This window comes from Bartonella sp. AA16NXGY, from assembly GCF_042197325.1.
Classification (GTDB): domain Bacteria; phylum Pseudomonadota; class Alphaproteobacteria; order Rhizobiales; family Rhizobiaceae; genus Bartonella.
Map to the genome: position 1 here is coordinate 131,787 of NZ_JBHIRR010000001.1, position 20,632 is coordinate 152,418.

The window sequence follows — 20,632 nt, forward strand, 5'->3', positions numbered from 1 at the left end:
AAAGTGGTGTTATATCCCTAGAAAACAATAGCTGTGATATGTAATGAACAGAAAGGTATTAGTTTTAAAAATTATCATGGTGCTATTTTTGCAAGTGAATAGAACTTATAGGTTTTTACACTTGCATCAATCATTGTGATTCTAACATATAAACGAAGCTATTAACATATTTTAATATAGGATTGTGTATGACTCGCACTTTTGCAATTCCTCCCAAAGCATCTAGAATCACTCATAAGGAAATATATCATGGTATTTTTCGTGATGATCCCTATCATTGGCTACGTGCGTCTAACTGGCAAGATGTTTTTAAAGATCCTAACTGTCTTGATCCCAATATTCGACATTATCTTGAAAAAGAAAATGCTTATCAATCAGCTCAAATGGCTGATACAAAACCATTACGAGATTTGCTTTTTACCGAAATGAAAAACAGGATCCAAGAGAATGATAGTTCTGTTCCTATAAAACATGGCCCTTTTGCTTACGGATTCTCTTATGTTACCGGAGGCCAACAACCACATTATTTTCGGACACCAAGGAATGGCGGAGAAAAAAACGTGTACCTTAATGGTGATGTCTTGGCAGAAGGCAAAGAATATTTTAAATTTGGTTCAGTTCAAGAATCTCCTGACCATACACATGTGGTATGGACCTATGATGACAAAGGATCAGAGTTCTATACAGCTAAAATTCGTAATTTTGAGACATTATCTGACTGTACGGACATAATTACTGATACATCTGGTCAAATTGTATGGGATGCTAGGTCTGAAGGTTTTTTCTATACTAAGATGGATAAAAACCACCGACCTTCAGAGCTCTATTATCACCAATTAAACACAGATCAATCACAAGATAAGCTTATTTTTCGTGAAGACAATCCAGGTTTTTTCTTAGATGTAAGCGGTTCTAAGCTTAATGATGTTATTTATATTAATATTCATGATCATGAAACATCCGAGATCTGGTTAATTCCTGCTGAGGCGCCTTTTACTGTTCCCCAATGTGTACGGAAACGACAAAAAGGTATTGAATATTTACTTACAGAGGGTGGTGATGTCTTTTATATTCTAACCAATTTAGATAATGCAAAAGATTTCAAAATTATGGTAGCGCCATATACATCTCCACAATCAGAAAATTGGTCTGAGTTTATCCCACATCAGCTTGGGTGCCTAATATTATCCCATGATGCTTATCAAGATTTTCTTGTCTGGATCGAACGTTTTGAGGGGCTTCCACGTATAAAAGTAATGGAACGTACCACTAAACAAGTTAATTCCATCGCTTTTACTGAAGAGGCTTATTCTTTAGGTCTGCAAGGAGTTGCAGAATATAACAGTCCAACTATTCGTTTTTCCTATTCGTCTATGACAACACCTGATCAAGTGTTTGATTATGAGATGAAAAATTGTAAACGAATGCTTTTAAAAACGCAAATAATTCCCTCTGGGCATAATAAAGATGCATATGTAACACGACGTATTACAGCAATAGCAGACGATGGTGAGAAGATTCCTATTTCACTTTTTTACCACAAAAACACTCCCCTTGATGGTGGTGCGCCTTGTCTGCTTTACGGTTATGGTGCTTATGGGATTTCTATTCCTGCCAGTTTCAATAGTAATGTACTTTCTCTAGTGAACAGAGGTTTTATTTATGCCATTGCTCATATTCGCGGAGGAAAAGAAAAGGGAGTAGAATGGTATGAGAAAGGAAAGCATCTCTTTAAGCACAATACATTTACAGATTTTATTGCTTGTGGGCGTTATCTTGTAAACAATAAATTTACTTCTCACGACCGGCTGATTGCTCATGGTGGTTCAGCAGGGGGGATGTTGATGGGAGCCATTGCCAATATAGCTCCACAGGATTTTGCTGGGATCGTAGCAAATGTGCCTTTTGTTGATGTCTTAGCGACAATGTTAGATGCTTCATTGCCACTCACTCCTCCAGAATGGGCCGAATGGGGGAATCCTCTTGAATCAGAAGAAGATTATAAGCTTATTGCTTCCTATTCCCCTTACGATAATGTCAAAGCTCAAAACTATCCCCCTATACTTGTGATGGCAGGATTAACAGATCCTCGTGTAACTTACTGGGAGCCTGCAAAATGGGTGGCAAAATTACGAGACCTAAAAACAGACGATAATGCAATTTTATTACGTATTAATATGGATTCAGGGCACGCTGGTGCAGCTGGACGTTTTTCAAAGCTAGAAGAAGTTGCCTATATCTATGCATATATTCTAAAGATAGCAGGAAAAGATTTTTGCTAATCCATAATACTTCTGTATGAAAGTCTCCGATAATTTATTGAATTATAGAGACTTTCATACACTAAAAAATTATTGAGACAGTTTAAAATTCACATTCTTCATAAAGTTCCAAAACATAGTCCCAATTAATTAAATGGTCTACAAAGGATTCGAGGTACTTCGGTCGAGCATTGCGATAATCAATGTAATAGGAATGTTCCCACACATCGACACCTAAAATAGGACGAGCATTGTGCACTAAGGGATTTTCACCATTAGGCGTTTTCATAATTTCAAGCTTGCCATCTTTAACAGCAACCCACGCCCATCCAGCACCAAATTGGGCACTAGCAGCAGCAATAAAATCAGCGCGGAATTTGTCGTAACCACCTAGATCAGCGTCAATAGCTTTTGCTAACTTTTCAGGAAGTTTTTGGCCACCACCATCTTTTTTCATCCAAAGCCAAAAATGGTTATGATTGTAATACTGCGCTGCATTATTAAACAAACCAATATTTTTTCCAAAACTTTTTTTAACAATATCTTCAAGGCTTTCATTTTCTAAGCCTAACTCTTTCACAAAATTATTGGTGTTGGTAAGATAAGCAAGGTGATGCTTATCATGATGATATTCAAGCGTTTCGCGTGACATATAAGGCGAAAGGGCATCGTAATCATAAGGCAACGGGGGCAATTCAAAAGCCATTTAAAAATCTCCTCGATTCTAATTGTTAAGCTTATTTCATAAGCCTAATTTGCCATTTACCGAATTTAAAAGCAAATGTTGAATACCTAGTTTGTATGAAATTAGTTTTAATGTCTCTCTTTTTGTAAAAGAAGCTTTTAGGAAATGTATATTCATCAATCAAAAAGGGTATTGGTCTACATAAAGATTGCTTCTGAAGATTTTTTACATCTATGAGCGGGTAATAAATATCATTATCTTTTGAATAAAAAGTAAATGGAAATAGCGATTATTCCTTGTTTTGGTATCTCTATTTTTTCAAATACCATATAAAATGTTTTTAATTTTTGCAAAACTTTTCCAGTTTATTGGTGTATCATAATGTTTTCAACAGAATATTAAGTGTTATTTTTAGGAAATATTTTTCAATGTGCTTGATTTCATTTTATGGTGCTACCCATGAATAATATAATGTAAAAATTAGTGGACATTACCATCTTTATGCTTAATGCAAGAGCACAGCAGCACTATCATACACTTACCGGTTGCCAATGTGGTGACAGCTTTTTTCTTAAATTGAGCAAGATGAGATTTTAATATATCAAGAAAAGTAAATCATATGCAAATTTATTAGATACATGAGTAAACTGCAAGATTTTCATTTTCTGTTCCTAGAAAATCAATACAAAGAGTAAAATAATTGATGGATAAATGGTTCCTACTTATATTAAAATCACAACTGTATATCAGTTTCTGCTACGAATTTGTATCGATGGCAATGCCATACAAGACTCAGAAATTTTATGATAAAAAAGTAAGGTCTTTGATTTTCAAATATTGCGTTCAATCACAGGAATCGCTATAAGGTGCAAGAGTTGCTATAAAGCGTGTTTTTTTGGGGTATAGCCAAGCGGTAAGGCACCGGTTTTTGGTACCGGCATTCCCTGGTTCGAATCCAGGTACCCCAGCCAATTCTAGTGAAATTAGTTAATCAAAGTTCAGCTTGAGAGTGGATTAGCCTTCTTAACCTCTGTTGCTATTCATAGCAAGTCTGGTAAGTTGAGAGACACTTATTTATAGTGGGTTAGCTCTAAATACGGTAAGGTTTTCTTGCTATAGCTATCGCTTAAAGAGCTCTTTTAAAAGATTCTTTTCTATAAGACGAGAGGTAAATGATTTATGCGCACTTGCTTTAGAAAAACTATTTAGCTGGATTTTTTGCTCTATAGCAACACCCGCGGGTGATTTTCCGTATTCCACCATCTTCATTACGCCGAACAGCGTAGCAATAATGCTGATTAGGAAACACATGCCGCTGCATGTCACGTACCATACCAGCAGCATGTCCATAGGGTGCCACACAATCAATAAACCACATATATTCTCCGCCTTGCCAATCCGCATCGGACAAAAGCTCTCCCTTTTCAAGCATAGATTGATGATTTTTCTCATCTAAAAAAAGCCCAAGTGATAAAGGCACAAAATTCTCCACGTTCATTTTTATAGAGCTTGTATTGCCTAGTCTGTAAAGCTGGTCCTAAATTTCGTTCGATATCCTAGATTCGCCAGCGGCGGTATAAGGAAGATGTAAGCATTAAAACAACCATAGCTCCTAACGCTGTAAGAGGGTCTATGAATGATGATGAAGGATTTTTATGCACACACATTAATCTTTATCTTTCCTTTAGAGATTGTTCTAAAATTTTGGTGATAGGCTCAAAGAAATAAGAAATGAGACGCCGTTTTGAGGTAATGACATCCGTTGTCACAGTCATGCCAGGGATAAATTTAAGTTGTTTGTTATTCAAAGTGATATGATCTTGGTCAATTTTGATTAAAACAGCGTAGACACCATTAATTTCTTTATTATAGCGCGCTGTAGCGCCTACATTAACGACTGTACCGTGGATAACACCGAAACGTTCAGGCGGAAAGGCAGAAAACTTGATGTAAGCACGTTGGCCCTTTTCTAAAAAACCAATATCTCGATTATCAAAAAATGCTTCAATAATGAGACCACCCGAACCAGGGACAATACGCATGAGCGTTTTACCAGCTTCTACAAAGCCGCCCAAAGTATGGATACTTAAATCATCGATACGTCCATCAACAGGTGCATAGAGTGATAAGTGGTCAAGATGGTATTGAGTGCTATCAAGCTTTGCTTTTAATCCTTGAAGATTCAGTTCTGTTTCACGCGAAAGTTGCCGATAGCGGGCGATTTCATCGGAAATGAGACTTTTCCGTTGTTGGCGGAGGGTGTTTATTTCGGCGGCATTTTCTTCCAAACGTCTTTGATTGGTTAAAATTTCATGCTCGACATTTTTAAAATCATGTAAACGCTCTAAATAAACGGCTTGGCTAATGACTTTTGTTTCCATCAGGCTTTTTGCAGCCTTTAATTTTCCTTGGCTTAATTGACGATCATCTTCCAACCTATCTAATTGCGCATGTTGTGTTGCACCGCTGCGCTCGACGCGGTCCGCCTGTGCTTTTAGCGCTCTTAATTTATCTTGGAGAGATTGAAGGGTAGCGCTAATGAGTTTTTCCCCTTCTATTCTTGCAGTCGTGTTGCCAGAAGGAGGAGCTGGCAGATAGGCAAGCCCTTTGGTTACAAAATCTTTATCCAAAGGATTGCTTTCAGCAAGAAGTGTTGTAGGTATGTTATAAAGAAAAGAATAACCGGTATTCCACGGTAGGTTTGTGCAAATCAAAAAGGCCACACAGTATGGAGTTGTCCAGCCTTTTTATGCAAGCAAATGGGAAAATAACGCTCACTTTACAGCATTTTCTTAGAACTGATAACGTATTCCACCAGAAAAGCTCGCTCCTGTTATACCCGTTTTTTGTAGCTTTTGTTGGTAACTAACATCACCATGAAGTACGATATTGTGGGAGAGTTGTGCATTGATGCCCAAACCGCCTTCAATGGCAGTTCCGGCAGGATCAAGGTCAAATTCCTTACCAATCTGTATTTTCCCATCATCACTAAAGGTTTTAAGAAAGTTCACTTTTCCATAAAAAGAAAAGGGATAATCACTTTCGGCAGAAACAGTTTTAGTTAAACGTCCGCCAATCCGAACCAACCATTGGGAAGGATTTTTCATATCAATTTCTAGATTATCAGCATCTTTCATGGTGTCAAACGACAATTGTTGATAAACAATTTGTGCTTGTGGCTCAAACTCTATCCCTGCCATTCCTGTAGCAAATTCTTTTCCAATGGTAACCAAAGCGCTCAAGGTTTTGGCACCCTTCAAGTTTGCGGCATTCTTGATATCAGCCGTAGTGATATTTCCATCGATCATGCCATAGGAAGTTAGGACATCGACATATAAGCCATTGTTGTGTTGTATACTGCCATAAGCTGTAACCGCCCATTTATTGAGTGTGCTTTTGTCTGCACCCTCCATATCCTTAGGTGTGAAAGAGAGTTTCCCATAGGTTCCCATAAGTCCAAAATGCATGGTGATATTTTGGCTTTCCATTGCAGCTAATGCACCACCTGCTTGTACGGCAGCATAGCGAATATCAGCGCCATAGCCATATTTGAAGGGACCACGCTCAGAGGTTAAGGTAGCATTGCTACCATAGGGTGAAAAGAAGAAAGAATAATTTTGTGTTGTACGGATATCAGCTAACAATTTGCTTTGCTTAGTAATGTCGGTAAAACCAGCGTAGAAGAGAGCGTTAGGCATCACGATATAGCTTGCCACTTGCGGTACGACAGCTTCCACATGTGGACCAGGGACAGAGCCACCGGAACCGCTACCGCCACCGGAGTCAAGAAATGCTTTATGCAAGCGAAAATCCCAGAAGTTTTCATTTTTTTCATCAAAGAGGTTTTGCTCAATATTGGCTGTGCCATGGCGTGATTCTGGTCCATAAGCAGTTAGTGTGTATTTATAAGGCAAACCATCTCTTGTGATATAACCATTGGCTAATTTGAAGGAGTCTTCCATCGCTTTTCCAGAGACTTGGATAAGGGAAATACCGCCTGTATTCGAGGGGGCCGCAGCATTTTCTACACTGTTTTTATCCCCTACATCACTCTTGATATAAACTGTTGTTGTACCTGATGCATCGCCATGAATGAGAACGCGATCGGTTTTTTGATCATCTACAGCAACCCCATCGTTCCATGCCATGTTAAAGTGGATTTCTGCGTTTCCAGAAGCGTTATAGATCTCTGGAGTATCTTTTTTACCAGAACCGATATGTAATGTGTGATAATGGTTTTCTACTGGCTTTTCAAAAACAATTTTGCTGTCATTGAGGTTGAGTGCAGAAACATCAGAACGTGATCTTTGAGTGATATCAAGTAACTTGCCCGCATCATCTTTTTCTTTTGTGCTGGTGTTCACAAACCATGTTGTATTGTTTTTGAGATCAAAGCTTGTTTGTCCATTTTCGTCATTTCTTACACCACCTTGTAAGACAGAACGGTCTGCGGAGAGTGAAAAGATTTGATTAGGTTTTGGTGTATCATGGATTATCCCTACGAATAACCTATCGGCTCTGATTTCTGAATCTTTGAGGTTGAGTTTACCATTTGATGAATTGTTGGCAACAATACCCGTTCCATCTTCGATGAGAAGGTTTGTATTGGTCAGGTTTATTTCTAAAGTTTGATCGTTTTTTGAGTTATCAAAGCGTATCCCATTGCGCTGTGCTTTTGCAGAAATATCTGTGACATCAATATGTCCGCCATCTTTTACGACAAATGCTGCTCCTTTTGCACTTACACTCCCTCCCGTCATTGTGATTTTGGCTTCTTCACCATCTACATGGAGTCCGTAATTTTTAGATGTTACTGTGACATTATCATTTAAAGTAATTGTGCTACCTTGCAGAGTTTGTACTTCTCCACCAAAGGAACCTCCGCCCATTACTGTTATTTGGGAATTATCATTAGCCAAGAGAGCTTTTTCTGCATTCTTAACGGTTACATTATTTAAAGAAACCATGCTTCCTTTGTCAGCACTTATTCCTTTCTCCATAAGAAAGCCATCTTTACCGCTTGATATTTTCACATCTTTCAGCGTGTTTTCTTTGCTTGTGGTGTCAAGGAATAATGCACCTACTGCTTCGCCTTCTGTGATTTCAATAGATCCTCCTGTCATCTTGATTGTCGCATTATCACTTTGGGCTTTAACACCGATCGTAGCATTTTTAATTGTTGTGTTTCCATTCAATTCAATGGTACTGGAACCTCTTGCAAATGCGCCGAATTTTGTTCCTTTTCCATTTGCTGTGAGAGCAACGTCTTTAACATTAATATATCCACCAGCTTTTGTATATAATACACTATTGCTACCGGTAACAGTTCCCCCTGTCATAAAAATTTTTGATTGCTCACCAATTGCATGGAGGCCATCACCCTCAGATGATGTGATTTTAGCCTCATTGTCCAAAGTAATGGTACTACCACTTTGAGCATTGATTGCATCTTCTTTTGCCTCAAAAGATCCACTAGAAACCATTACTTGAGATTTGTTATCTGCATAGATGCTGCGTTTTGCTTTTGTGACGGTTACATTATTTAAAGTAATTATGCCTTTTATAGCGGAGATTCCTTTCTCCATAAGAAAGCCATCTTTTCCACTTGATATTTTCACATCTTTCAGCGTGTTTTTTTTTGCTTGCGGTGTCAAGGAATAATGCACCTACTGCTTCGCCTTCTGTGATTTCAATAGATCCTCCTGTCATTTGAATGACACCATTGTCTTTTGCTTCAAGTCCAATAACAGTCTCTTTAATGGTTGCATTATTATGCAAATCAATCATGCTGTTAGGACCAGTGGATTTTGCGCCTGTTCCTTTGTTATATGCGGTGAGAGTGATATCGGCGACATCAATATATCCGCCATTTTCTGTCAACAGAGCACTTTTTTTCCCCTTTACAGTTCCTCCAGTCATTGTGATTTTAGATTGTTCACCATCTGCATGGAGTCCATCATTTTTAGATGTTACTGTGACATTATCGTTTAAAGTAATGGTACTGCATTGTTTAGCTTGTACCTCACCGCCAAAGGAACTGACAGATATTATCACATGTGCATCAGAAGATGCTGCTACGGATAAATCTGCTTCATTAACGGTTACATTTTTTAAAGTAATTATGCCTTTTCTAGCGGAGATTCCTTTGCTCATCGAAGTGTTGTCTTTACCGCTTGATAATTTCACGTTTTCCAATATCGTTGTGCCACTGTCATCAGTGTCTGATATAACGCCATAATCGGCTGCAATAACACCTCCTATCATCTTAAATGTACTACCATGCCATATTCCAACACCACTATGCAGCTGAGTATCGTTTGCACTTTTAATGGTTGTATCCCATAACTCAATTGAAGATTGGGTTCTAAGGACTACAGCATCCAAATCGTTGTTTATTGGATGACCTCCGGTCAGTGTTAAGTTTTTACCGATGACTTTTCCACCATTTGTTGTTTGAATATATTCATAAGTCTTGTTTGATACGTTTTTTACTTCTCCTTTATCAACTTCAAGAGATTCAGCATGTACGTTGAGATTTTTGCCAAAAAGCATAATTGCTGCGATAGCTGTACAGGAGAGTAAAGATTTTTTAGACATAGCTGTTCCTCCCTTATAAGCTCCGCATGTTCTCCCCGCTTAGAAGTAAGGAAAATAAACAATTTAAATTTTAATTACAATACTTACCTATTAGTTAATTTGTTATTATTTGTCAAATATTATAAATTTACTTTTTAATAAAATAAATCATTTTTATTGTTTAATACATAGTATATTAATAGTTAATATATATTAATACTTAAAATATTTTAAATAAAAACATCAAATGAGAGACAAAACAATATTTTTGTTATGAAATAAGTTAGGATTGAGATATTTTCGTTTAAAAGCTTTGTCCTGAAAGAGTAAAAGCACTTTCAGTAATAAGTAATAATAGTGCAAACAAATGACAGGTTGGTAGGGATTTTTCTGTTGGAAGTAAGTACAAGTTTCTACTCATCATCTTGAGAAAGAGGAAGTGACGAGATTTCTGTATCAAGCGCATCCATAAAATCGATAATAAAAACAGCATTAGTCCCCAAATCTCTTGGCAAATAACGAGAAGCAGAACGCATATCAACAAAAGTTGTATCCCCTTCACCAGTTAAACGAATAACAATATCTGAAATAAAGCCAAGGTAAAAAGTTTTTGCCATTGTTTCAATATAAAGCGCATCTTCTTCACCTTTAAACTTTTTTTGAGCCACAACTGGCCAATCATACGCAGCTAAAACATTGAGAACGGATTCGCGAATACGGTCAGGTGATCCATCATAACGGCGCCCCGATATTTCTGGCCATTGTGACATCTGTAATGTTTCTTGTTCAGTCAAAACACTTTTGAGCGGTAAAGCAATGCACAAGCTTGTAGGCATAATTATGTGTCTACAAACTTGACAGGAAGGTTTAGGTGCATAATTTTACAAAATTATATATTTAATTTGGATTTTTTTTATGAATGAGCTTATTAGTATTATTGTAGAATTATTATTTTCTATAGGTGCTTTATTTATATTTTTCTATACATTGTTTTCATATTATAAATCTAAAGGTTATAGTAAAAAATAAATTTGAAAAAAAATTTTGTTAAGAATATCTTTGTTCGTTATATTATTTTCTATAACATTTTTTATTTATATACGTTATTTCTATGAACAATGATTATTCATTATTAATTTATAATTATAGATTAATTTGGAAATTTTATTTTTTATATTATTTTACTTTATTAACTTTTGTATGATATAATATATGTTAGTGTTTATTGTTTTTATATATATTTAATTTGGATTTTTTTATGAGTGATATTATTCGTATTATTGCAGAATTATTATCTTCTACATGTGCTTTATTTATATTTTTCTATGCAATGTTTTTACGGTATAAATTTAAAGGTTATAGTAACAAATAAATTGTGAAAAAAATGTTGTTAAGCACATTTTTGTTCATTATATTTGTTATATTACTTTCTATAACAGTTTTTATTTGTATACGTTATTTATATGAAAAATGATTATTTATTATCTTTATATAATAATGTTTTTGATATTTTATTTTCAATATTTGTTTTTATATTTTTATTAAGTTATAGATAAAGTGATGACAGTTGGAAAAATAGTATAAAGGAAGCAATTAAGACATTTAGTGGGTTATTTTTGGCGTTTTGTTTTATTTATGTTGCGTTTAAATATATTATATATTAGTATTTATATTTAAGTTATGTTTGATGAAAAATTATTTTCATTTAAATAAGTTTCTATTATTTGTAATAATATATATTTTTTTATTATTATGAAATTTCTTTATAAAATTGAAATAATCATTTATTGTAAAATACAGATGAATTTATGTGTATTTTATTGTTAATTTTTTCTGTAACTATATTACATATGCATCATATTTTATGATAAATGTATTTCATCTTTCTTGATGAGGGTGTATTTTTCTATTTTCATTGGAAAAATGCGCCTGTAAGAAATGCTTAATTTCCTTATTAGAGAAGTCTTCTTTCCTACTTTTATGATGAGATTTCTGAGCATAAAAAATATATGTAAAATCAATTATAGTATTTAAGTTTAGAATTTGAATTCAAATATTTTATCTATATGTCACGCGCTAAAAAGAGGCTATAAGTTGCTTTTGGGTGTTTAAAGAACTTGTCAGTAATGCTTATGGCCGTCGAGAGACGATAAATGTTTTGTGCGTTTCTGCACGTCTCAAAATTTATTTTTGAAATAAGCTAATTTAGTAAATGTAACTTACTATACTTCTAATCTCTACTAATTATCTTCAGAAAGAGGAAGTGAGGCGATTTCTGTATCAAGTGCATCCATAAAATCGATAATAAAAGCAGCATTTGTCCCCAAATCTCTTGGTAAATAACGAGAAGCAGAACGCATATCAACAAAAGTTGTATCCCCTTCATCAGTTAAACGAATAACAATATCTGAAATAAAGCCAAGGTAAAAAGTTTTGGCCATTGTTTCAATATAAAGCGTATCTTCTTCACCTTTAAACTTTTTTTGAGCCACAACAGGCCAATCATACGCAGCTAAAACATTGAGAACGGATTCGCGAATAAGGTCAGATGATCCATCATAACGGCGCCCTGACATTTCTGTCCATTGTGAGATCTGTATTGCTGTTTGTTCAGTCAAAACACTTTTGAGCGGTAAAGCATCACTGGGACGTATTGTGCGAAAAAAAGCCGGCGGGTTTTGTGTATCGGTAGAAATATCGTAAAGAGCCGGTAAGGTAAACCAAAGTCCAAAAAAGAGCATCAATGGTGTCGCAGTTATGAGTGAATAAACGATCCCTTTTAAAGCTTTCATTCCCCCTAGGGCTCCATAGACCCACAAACTATGAAGTGCTTTAAGAGCGAGAAAAAGAGAAATAATCACACAGCAAGTAGAGATTCCTATCAAGATTATGAAGTCGCTTACGTTAAGTACGGAAAAACGTTGTAAAATGACCGAAAATAATAAAATAAAGAAGGCTAAACCACCAAATCGAGGGGACCATACTGCTGCTCTTGAAATTAACCGAACATATCTCTTCTTCATGAAGTTTTTCCCCTCAATTGTAAACTATAAGCCAAGTTTTTTCAGAGTGCATATCTTACAAAAAGCTTATGCTCATAAAACAAAAATAAAGCACTTATTTTTGAGGTCAAGGATGCGTAATGTCTTATAAGTTTCCAGTGGTTATTTTAGCACTTCATTGAAGGTAATCAGTATTTCTTCTATAGTTTATCATGTCATTGATGCGAACTTTATGGGAATGTTTGTAAATAAAAAGAAGTAAACTCAAATAACAAGTTTTACAATTGTTAGCAGCATATTTTTTTAGAGCTTTACTCTTGATTTTTCTCTTCTGATTGCGGGGAGTTTTTTCTGTCAGATAATGCGTATCAAATAGGATATGATGATGTGCAATAGAGATTTCATTCTACCTCAATAAAAAATTGAGGGATCTACAATCAGACAAATCTGAATTCGAATATTCAATTAATAGAGAAAAAAGATAACCATTTTGATAGGCTTCATGTATTTTGTATAGAAAGTAAGGTGTTGTACAAATGAGAGGTTAGTCGGTTTTTATTCATAAAATATACGGCAGGTCGCAGATGAAAGGAAAGCTTCACTTTCTTTTTTCGCAAGGGAAGAAGGGACAAAAGTACGTAAAATAACAAACCCTTCATTCAAATTTTTAGCAACCAAAACTGAATTGGTATTTTTTTTAGGTTTTGATTTTTTGAGTTCTATGATTTGTATTGGTTTTCCAATGATAAGATCGAGTGTCGCATCAGGGGCTGTTCGGTCATTAAGGCTATAGAAAATAATTCCGTTGTGTGTGTAGGCTGCTAGTGACCAAAATTGTCGTGTTTTCAAAGCTTTTAAATGAACAGGTCCATTTTCAAGGTTAAATCTGCAGACTTTAAGAAGAAAGAGGGGATCAGCAGATTGTTGAATAGAATTATCGGGAGTAAAAGCAACAAATTGATAAGGGGCTCCGGATTTTTTAAGTGCTGTCCATATATTATCCTGTGCCCAATAGGGGATCAGAAAGAGAACGCAAATATGAACGATAATAGCGCCAATGATTGCAAGAAGTGCGGTATAAATAAATCTAGTCACAATTTATTTGTCCTGATGGGATTTGTTCTATTGATGGCATTGTAAGCTTTTGTAATGCCGTTGCAGAGATGATTGAGGTATCGTATAAGGTAAGAATAAGCCCGAATTCTTTTTGACTAACTGTTGCAAGCCAATTGCCGGCTTGCGGTGTGGGTGAAATATTGATGCGCAATGAGCCATCATGCTCATAGATAATATTGTCAGTGTGGAGTTCAAAAGGTATTTCTTTGGATGAAGTATAAGGTTTTAGGGATTTGTCAGCTGTATAAAGGGTAAAAAGACGGGTTTCAGGGATGGTGCCTTTGAGTAAATAATGACAGTGATGATGAAGTGGACGCCCTTGGTTATCTTGCCAAATCTGGAATTGAATACCTTCAGTTCGTCCGAGTGAAACAATGCCTTGTTTAGCGGTGCGGGCGCGGGTATAAGGATCCATATTGGCGGTTCCCATTTGGGGATAAGCACTCCATTTTCCAATTCTAAAGAGTCCAAAATGAGGAAAGGAATTGAGCACATAATCGACACTCAGTGTTCCACATAAAATGGAAAAAGCGAAGATAAAAAAGAAAATGGTGATATTAAAAAACATCAGTGAATATCTTGAATTCAAAATGTTGAATCTCCAGTTGTTTTCATTTTCAAAGAAATTGCAGATGTTTTTTTCAGATCTTTGTTAATCAATCGCACGATATTTAATGTTTCAGGAGAAAGCGTAGAGGGTATTGGAGGAGGAACTTCAGAATCTGCATGGGAAGAAAGTACTGGGGGCTGATAAGGAAGGAGAGAATCTTTAACACCATAGAGCTGTTTGAGCATGATATTTTGATGTGCAGCAAGCATGATGCGATGCCATATCATGGCAGGAACGCCACCCCCAAAAGCACGATTCATCGGTGAAAAGTTATCATTTCCCATCCATACCGCTCCTGTATAATTGCCTGTAAAGCCAACAAACCAAGCATCACGATAAGATTGTGATGTTCCAGTTTTCCCAGCGACGAGAGTCATGGTTAGAGCAGCACGCTTACCAGATCCTCGTGTCGTGACACCCACCATCATTTGGTTCATATAAGCTGTTGATTGTTCACTCAGAACTCGGTGTAGTTTTTTTCCGTTATGTTCGAAATCCCACACGACACGACCATCAATTGTTTTGATTTGCGTAAACCCATGACGATTACCAGCTATCCCGCCATTGGCAAAGACATTAAAGCCAGTTGCTTGATCCATGGGGGTCATGTTGGAAGTACCAAGAACCATTGTTTTGTGTGATAAAATATGCGCGTTAATCCCCATATTCTTGATGAGATCTATGATGGGTTGGGTATCACGGTTAAGATATTGATAGGTGAGATACACAGGGACTGTATTAATAGAAAAAGCTAAAGCTGTTGCTAAATCAATTTTTCCCAAATAACGACCAGAATTATTTTTTGGTGTCCAACCTCCCCAATTGATAGGAGCATCTAAAACGATTGTCGAGGGAGACAGTCCGTGTTCCAGTGCGGTTGCGTAAACATAAGGTTTGAATGAAGAACCAGTTTGCCGTCCGCCTTGTGTTGCTCTGTTAAATTGGCTCTTTTTATAATCTTGTCCTCCAACAATTGCGCATACGGCACCGTTATTATCGAGTATAACGGTGGCAGCTTGGGTTACGCGATATTGTTGACCATATTGATGTAAATGATATGCGATTGATTCTTCTGCTGCTTTTTGAATATTCGGATCAAGGGTCGTTTGAATAATTAAACTATGGCTTGGAAGTTGATTACGCATTTTTTTGACTTCCTCGAATGCCCAATCAAGAAAATAATCTGGCTGATTATTTTCTCTTTGGGGAAGTGCCTTAGCAGGGTGGCGATGCGCATTGATAATTTGGCTCTTCGTCATAAAGCCACTATTAACAAGATTAGAAAGGACGATATTGGCACGTGTTTGAGCTGCAAAGAGATGACTATGAGGAGCATATTTTGTTGGAGCTTTAAAGAGTCCTGCTAACATAGCAGATTCACTTAAAGAGACATGACGTATGTTTTTTCCAAAATAAAATTTTGCCGCTGCGGCAATACCAAAATTGTTTCCTCCCATATATGCTCGGTCAAGGTAAAGTTGTAAAATCTGCTTTTTGCTAAAATTTGCTTCTAGCCAAAGAGCAAGATAAGCTTCTTTGATTTTACGTGTTATGGTTCTTTCGTTTGTTAAAAATAAATTTTTAGCCAATTGTTGTGTGAGAGTTGAACCACCTTGCACCACACCTTTAGCTTGCATATTTTGTGAAATTGCCCGTGTAAGTCCTTGAAAATCAATGCCCCAATGATCAAAAAAACGACGGTCTTCTGTAGCGAGAACCGCTTTAATGACAGTGTCAGGCATTTCTTCAACGGGGACAGAGATTGCCGGCAGTGCACCACGGTGCCCAATGGAATTTCCATAGCGATCTAGAAAAAGAATGGAAAAGTTTTTAGGAGAAGACCAATCTGTTTTGGTCAGTTCAAAAACAGAAATGCCCAAAATAGTGAAAAGAGTAAATCCCATCAACCCTAATGTCAGTATTTCATCGAGAACTTCAACGATAAAACGTTTCCATCCTTGAAGATGAAAATTTTGTGAGACGATTTTTGCCTTTTTCCAGAAAAAACTGTTAGCAGAACGAATGTGATAAAGCGCTGTGTCTAATCGTGCGTCTAATTCAATGAGAGCAGGACTATGAAATGGCTTACGGTGTTGCCCTTTCTTTTTTTTAAAAAAATCAAACATTTAAAGAGAGCCTATGGCAAAGCAATACAACCAAACAAATCTACAATAATTATATGGAGTAGAAGTATTTTTTTTCTATAGTTCTAACAGAAAAAGAATTTGTTTTAGAATTATGCATTTTTTGTAAGATAGTATATTAATATTTTATTATTTTATTGAATAAATTTTATTCTCATTATTAAAAATATTTTTTTGATTTTTTAAAAATTTGGAGTAATGTTAATATGTTCTTCTGTAAGATAGAGGATAAATTGTTTTCATTTGTGATTTTTTAATCGACTAAAAAAAACCATTATTTCTTTTATCCTTTATCAAGGAAGAGAAGAGATGGGTTATTGAAATATTTATGATGAAAAAAAAATTCTTGTTCGTAATAATAGCAGCTTTTTTAGGAGCAGATTCTGTTCTAGCTTCTGGGTGTGCTGAAGTAGGTAAGAAGGCTGCCGCACAAGAGAGCGGGGTTCTCGTCCGTTCAAAACCGGTTGTTCAGGATGGAAAGGACATGTGTGCAATTGTAGTTGTTGTACCAGCCCGTAATGGTGAAAAGTTACGTCGTGTTGAGTTTTTTGTTCCTGCTGATTAGTCTTTAGCAGATGGTGTTGTGATGCGTATCTTAATCGTTGAAGATGATCGGAATCTTCACCATCAATTAGCAGAAGCTGTAAGACGTGCAGGATATGTTTCCGATAGTGCTTTCGATGGTGAAGAGGCTTATTTTTTAGGGAGCACAGAGTCTTACGACGCGGTGATACTTGATATAGGTTTACCGCAGATTGATGGTATTAGTGTTGTTGAAAAGTGGCGTCAAGAAGGGCTCTCCATGCCTGTTTTAATGCTAACGGCGCGAGACCGTTGGTCTGATAAGGTGCGCGGTATTGATGCTGGAGCTGACGATTATGTTGTGAAGCCATTTCATTTGGAGGAGGTGATGGCGCGCTTGCGAGCATTAATTCGTCGCACTACGGGACATGCGACAAGTGCATTATGTTGCGGAAATGTTTTGTTGGATACAAAGACGTCTCGTGTTTTTGTGGATGGTCAATTGATTAAACTAACATCTTATGAATTCAGACTGCTTTCGTATCTCATGCATCATTGTGACAGGGTCATTTCAAGAACAGAGCTTACTGAACATCTTTATGATCAGGATTTTGATAAGGATTCGAATACGGTGGAAGTCTTTGTAGGTCGGTTACGGAAAAAGCTTGGAATGAATTTGATTGAAACTATTCGAGGAATGGGATATCGCGTGAGAACGCGAGGTGATTAATGAATGTTTTTGAAGAGAATAATTGGTATAGGAGGTTCTTTTTTGTAATTACTCGATCTCTCAGTTTACGTGTTATGATCTTATCAACATTATGGGTTGTTATTTCTCTTTTATCGATTTCTGCAGTAAGTATTTTATTTTATAAGCGTTCGACTGAACAAAGCCTAGAGCGTATCCTTTCTGCTCAACTCTACAGTCTTATTGCAACAGTGACGGTGTCATCGGAAGGTACTTTGATAGGAGGGGCTGGGATTGATGATATTCGTTATTCTGATCCAACAACAGGATGGTATTGGGAAGTTGTTGCGATATCCCATAATTTAAAAGGAAGATTGACATCTCCCTCATTGGGAACAGGCGAGATATTTACACCAAGTGATGTTGATATACCTTTTGACAATAAATTCTTTCGCTCTTATCGGATAACGGGGAACAATGGTCAAAAGCTACAAGTGATTGAGAGTGATGTTGTTCTTGATAATAAAAATCATATTGCACGTTTTCGGCTTGTTGGGAATATCGATGAAGCTCATGCCCAGGTAAAGGAATTTAAGCGAACTTTGCAAATTTTTCTTTGGAGTTTCGGTATCGGGAGTGTTCTTATTAATATTGCTATTATTTTCTTTAGTTTTCAACCGTTGAAGCTTATTCGACGTGCATTGAATGATATTCGCGAAGGAAGAGTTCATTATGTGAATACGGATTTAGTAAGCGAAGTGATGCCGCTTGTACAAGAGATGAATGCTCTCATTAATAATAATCAGCGTATTATCGAGCGATTTCGCACACAGGTTGGTAATCTCGCGCATTCATTGAAGACGCCTCTATCCGTGATTATGAATGAGACAGATAAGATGCGCGGAGAAAAGGCTAGTTTGTTGAGAGAGCAAACGCAAATAATGCAAGCTCAAATCAATCATTATCTTCAGCGTGCGCGGATTGCAGCACAATGCGATAGTGTTGTCTATCATACGTCTGTTCGCAGTGTGCTTGAACGCTTGGTGCGGGTTATGAAAAAGCTTAATCCTGAAAAACAAATTCAATTTATTATGGATGTTGATGATATTGTTTTTTCTGGAGAGAAGGAAGATTTAGAAGAAATTATAGGGAATTTGATTGAAAATGCTACTCAGTGGTCTCGCGCAAAGGTTTTGATCTCTTGTTGTTTAGAAGAAAATGCTGAAGAAACAGAATATTTTAGCATCTTTGTAGAAGATGATGGTCCTGGTTTAACAGAAGACAAAATTGATGAAGCATTAAAAAGGGGGCGGCGGTTTAATGAAAGTAAACTAGGGTCAGGCTTAGGGTTAGCAATTGTTTCAGATATGGTCAGTGAATATGGTGGGAATCTCTTTTTATCCCGTTCTGATTTGGGTGGGTTGTATGCAAAAGTTTTATTACCTAAGATGGGAGAATAACATATTTTCTCCTTAAGCAAGAAATGTCTATAAAGTTTGTAAAGCAGTATTTTCAGATAATACATCAAAGAGTAGGGAAACATTGTTTTTAGTTTCTTTGTTTAATTGATATATATAATAGATTTTATAATATTCTCCATGAAAAAATGAATTTTTATTAATTCACATCACTTTTCTCATGAAGAGGATAAAATGTAAGCGAGTTATTCTCTGTTCGTATTGGAAAAAAACGATATGCTCTTATTGATTTTTGCAGCATTTTTTCTGATTTTTCTGGCAAGTGTTCTTTTTCTTTCACTACGTTTTGATGATGAGATAAAAAAAGAATGGAAAGTTCAAACCGTGGATGGTTATAGAAGCCATAAGCGTATGATTGAGTTTAACAAGCTTTATATGCATTATAAAAAAAGAAATATTCTTAAGGCTTTAAGTATCTTGTTTGTTCTCCTTATGACATGGAATATTTATGGGCTGACAGGCAATCCAGAAGTGAAAAGTTATTTTTTTAGCGAATTAATGGATAAGGATCCTCAAACTCTTAGTAAGCAAGAAAAGCTTATTCGTTTACAAGTGCTTTTTTTCCGTGCACCTAATGATGGCAAGCTAGCAGATGCGTTAGCGGTAGGGTATCTCGAAGAAAGCCTTTTTCAAGAAGCAGTGAATACTTATTTAGATGCACTTCGTTTGAATGGAGAAACAGCTCCAAGGCTTGTAGGATACGGTTTAGCATTGGTTGGTTATGAAGGGGGAGTGATAACGCAAGAAGCGCAAAATGCTTTTCAAAAAGCAGCAGATTTAGCGCCAACAGATTTTTATCCACGTTTATTGCTAGCCGATGCATTGCATCAAGCAGGAAAAACTGCACAGGCAGTGCAATTTTTACAAAGCTTTCTTGATACAATGCCTGAAAATTTTTCAGGACAATCACGTGTTAAAAAAATGATGATTCAGTTACGTGATTTATCGAGTAAGCATACAAAGAAAAGAAATCTTGCACCTATGTAGAAGATGTGCAAAGCTCTTAAAAAATAAAATATTGATACTTAATTATAACGTATTTAAAATTTTTTCGCAGAGTGTCTATGAACAGTCAATCTTTAAAGAATTCTGCCTCATGGAAGGTTATTTTAGAGCAGCGAAAAAAAAAGCGCTTACTGATCATATTATTATGTTGTTTGGTTATGACAATTGCAGCAAGTCTCATAGTGTATGCAATGCGTCATGCGGTCAGTTTTTTTAGAATGCCCTCTGAAATTACAAGAGAAGATATTTTAACGGAGCGCCCTTTGCGTTTGGGTGGCTTTGTTGAAAAGGGAACTGTTCAATATGTTGGAGAGAGAGGCGTTGTTTTTTTTGTAACGGATAACAAAAAACATGAAAAAGTAGTTTTCAATGGTGCCTTACCGGATCTTTTTCGTGAAGGTCAGGGGGTGATCGTAGAAGGGCATTTCGATAAACAGGGCTTTTTTATAGGGATGCGTATTTTAGCAAAACATGATGAAACTTATATGCCTAAAGAAACAGCTGATCGTTTGAAAAAACATTACATTATGGAGAAATAATTCGAT

At 36.3% G+C, this 20,632-nt stretch carries 16 protein-coding genes, 1 tRNA gene and 1 pseudogene; 7 read left to right on the plus strand and 11 right to left on the minus strand.

The window, feature by feature from the left end; genetic code table 11:
* The first annotated feature begins 188 nt into the window (after positions 1–188).
* Positions 189–2,282, plus strand: a complete 2,094-nt coding sequence (locus ACFINK_RS00530) for a S9 family peptidase (RefSeq protein WP_375638056.1) — start codon at positions 189–191, stop codon at positions 2,280–2,282.
* 82 nt (positions 2,283–2,364) lie between these two features.
* Here ACFINK_RS00530 and ACFINK_RS00535 read toward each other — a convergent pair whose 3' ends face one another.
* Positions 2,365–2,967 carry a superoxide dismutase gene (locus ACFINK_RS00535; RefSeq protein WP_375638057.1) on the minus strand — a complete coding sequence of 201 codons (603 nt, stop codon included), beginning with the start codon at positions 2,965–2,967 and terminating at the stop codon, positions 2,365–2,367.
* Between the two features lie 875 nt (positions 2,968–3,842).
* Between ACFINK_RS00535 and ACFINK_RS00540 the strand changes: the two genes are divergently transcribed.
* Positions 3,843–3,917: transfer RNA gene (locus ACFINK_RS00540), tRNA-Gln, on the plus strand.
* 230 nt (positions 3,918–4,147) lie between these two features.
* On the opposite strand, the gene ACFINK_RS00545 is transcribed toward ACFINK_RS00540, so the two are convergent.
* The 10 genes and pseudogenes from ACFINK_RS00545 to ACFINK_RS00590 form a co-directional block, all read right to left on the minus strand.
* Entirely contained in the window at positions 4,148–4,426 is a 279-nt protein-coding gene (locus tag ACFINK_RS00545; protein ID WP_375638058.1) for a toxin-activating lysine-acyltransferase, read from the minus strand.
* Complete coding sequence (locus ACFINK_RS00550) at positions 4,395–4,499, minus strand: toxin-activating lysine-acyltransferase (protein ID WP_375638129.1); 105 nt, start codon at positions 4,497–4,499, stop codon at positions 4,395–4,397. Before ACFINK_RS00550 ends, ACFINK_RS00545 begins: the two co-directional genes overlap by 32 nt.
* A 120-nt stretch (positions 4,500–4,619) precedes the next feature.
* Positions 4,620–5,660 carry an HlyD family type I secretion periplasmic adaptor subunit gene (locus ACFINK_RS00555; protein ID WP_375638059.1) on the minus strand — a complete coding sequence of 347 codons (1,041 nt, stop codon included), beginning with the start codon at positions 5,658–5,660 and terminating at the stop codon, positions 4,620–4,622.
* A gap of 78 nt (positions 5,661–5,738) precedes the next feature.
* A complete protein-coding gene (locus ACFINK_RS00560) occupies positions 5,739–8,531 on the minus strand; it encodes an autotransporter outer membrane beta-barrel domain-containing protein (protein ID WP_375638130.1) in 2,793 nt (930 codons plus the stop codon).
* Positions 8,485–9,543: a hypothetical protein gene (locus ACFINK_RS00565; RefSeq protein ID WP_375638060.1), complete on the minus strand. Its 1,059-nt coding sequence runs from the start codon at positions 9,541–9,543 to the stop codon at positions 8,485–8,487. The genes ACFINK_RS00560 and ACFINK_RS00565 overlap by 47 nt, the downstream gene beginning before the upstream one ends.
* Positions 9,544–9,935: 392 nt before the next feature.
* Positions 9,936–10,337, minus strand: a pseudogene (locus ACFINK_RS00570) (DUF1499 domain-containing protein); the annotation flags it as partial.
* Positions 10,338–11,762: 1,425 nt separating this feature from the next.
* The gene (locus ACFINK_RS00575) at positions 11,763–12,545 is read right to left on the minus strand and encodes a DUF1499 domain-containing protein (protein WP_375613003.1); all 783 of its coding nucleotides are present in this window, start codon (positions 12,543–12,545) and stop codon (positions 11,763–11,765) included.
* 534 nt (positions 12,546–13,079) lie between these two features.
* On the minus strand, positions 13,080–13,619 hold the full coding sequence (locus ACFINK_RS00580; RefSeq protein WP_375638061.1) for a DUF1254 domain-containing protein: 540 nt from the start codon (positions 13,617–13,619) through the stop codon (positions 13,080–13,082).
* Positions 13,612–14,208, minus strand: coding sequence for a DUF1214 domain-containing protein (locus tag ACFINK_RS00585; protein WP_375631622.1), 597 nt, complete (start codon positions 14,206–14,208; stop codon positions 13,612–13,614). The genes ACFINK_RS00580 and ACFINK_RS00585 overlap by 8 nt, the downstream gene beginning before the upstream one ends.
* 17 nt (positions 14,209–14,225) lie before the next feature.
* Entirely contained in the window at positions 14,226–16,376 is a 2,151-nt protein-coding gene (locus ACFINK_RS00590; RefSeq protein ID WP_375638062.1) for a transglycosylase domain-containing protein, read from the minus strand.
* Positions 16,377–16,722: 346 nt separating this feature from the next.
* Here ACFINK_RS00590 and ACFINK_RS00595 point away from each other — a divergent pair, with 346 nt between their 5' ends.
* The 5 genes from ACFINK_RS00595 (at position 16,723) to ccmE (ending at position 20,626) form a co-directional block, all read left to right on the plus strand.
* Positions 16,723–16,959, plus strand: a complete 237-nt coding sequence (locus ACFINK_RS00595; protein ID WP_273723886.1) for a hypothetical protein — start codon at positions 16,723–16,725, stop codon at positions 16,957–16,959.
* Between the two features lie 21 nt (positions 16,960–16,980).
* On the plus strand, positions 16,981–17,646 hold the full coding sequence (locus ACFINK_RS00600; RefSeq protein ID WP_375638063.1) for a response regulator transcription factor: 666 nt from the start codon (positions 16,981–16,983) through the stop codon (positions 17,644–17,646).
* Positions 17,646–19,064 carry an ATP-binding protein gene (locus tag ACFINK_RS00605; RefSeq protein ID WP_375611158.1) on the plus strand — a complete coding sequence of 473 codons (1,419 nt, stop codon included), beginning with the start codon at positions 17,646–17,648 and terminating at the stop codon, positions 19,062–19,064. Before ACFINK_RS00600 ends, ACFINK_RS00605 begins: the two co-directional genes overlap by 1 nt.
* Before the next feature lie 234 nt (positions 19,065–19,298).
* Positions 19,299–20,069: a tetratricopeptide repeat protein gene (locus tag ACFINK_RS00610; RefSeq protein ID WP_375638064.1), complete on the plus strand. Its 771-nt coding sequence runs from the start codon at positions 19,299–19,301 to the stop codon at positions 20,067–20,069.
* A gap of 77 nt (positions 20,070–20,146) precedes the next feature.
* Complete coding sequence (gene ccmE, locus ACFINK_RS00615; protein ID WP_375611160.1) at positions 20,147–20,626, plus strand: cytochrome c maturation protein CcmE; 480 nt, start codon at positions 20,147–20,149, stop codon at positions 20,624–20,626.
* Positions 20,627–20,632: the final 6 nt, after the last annotated feature.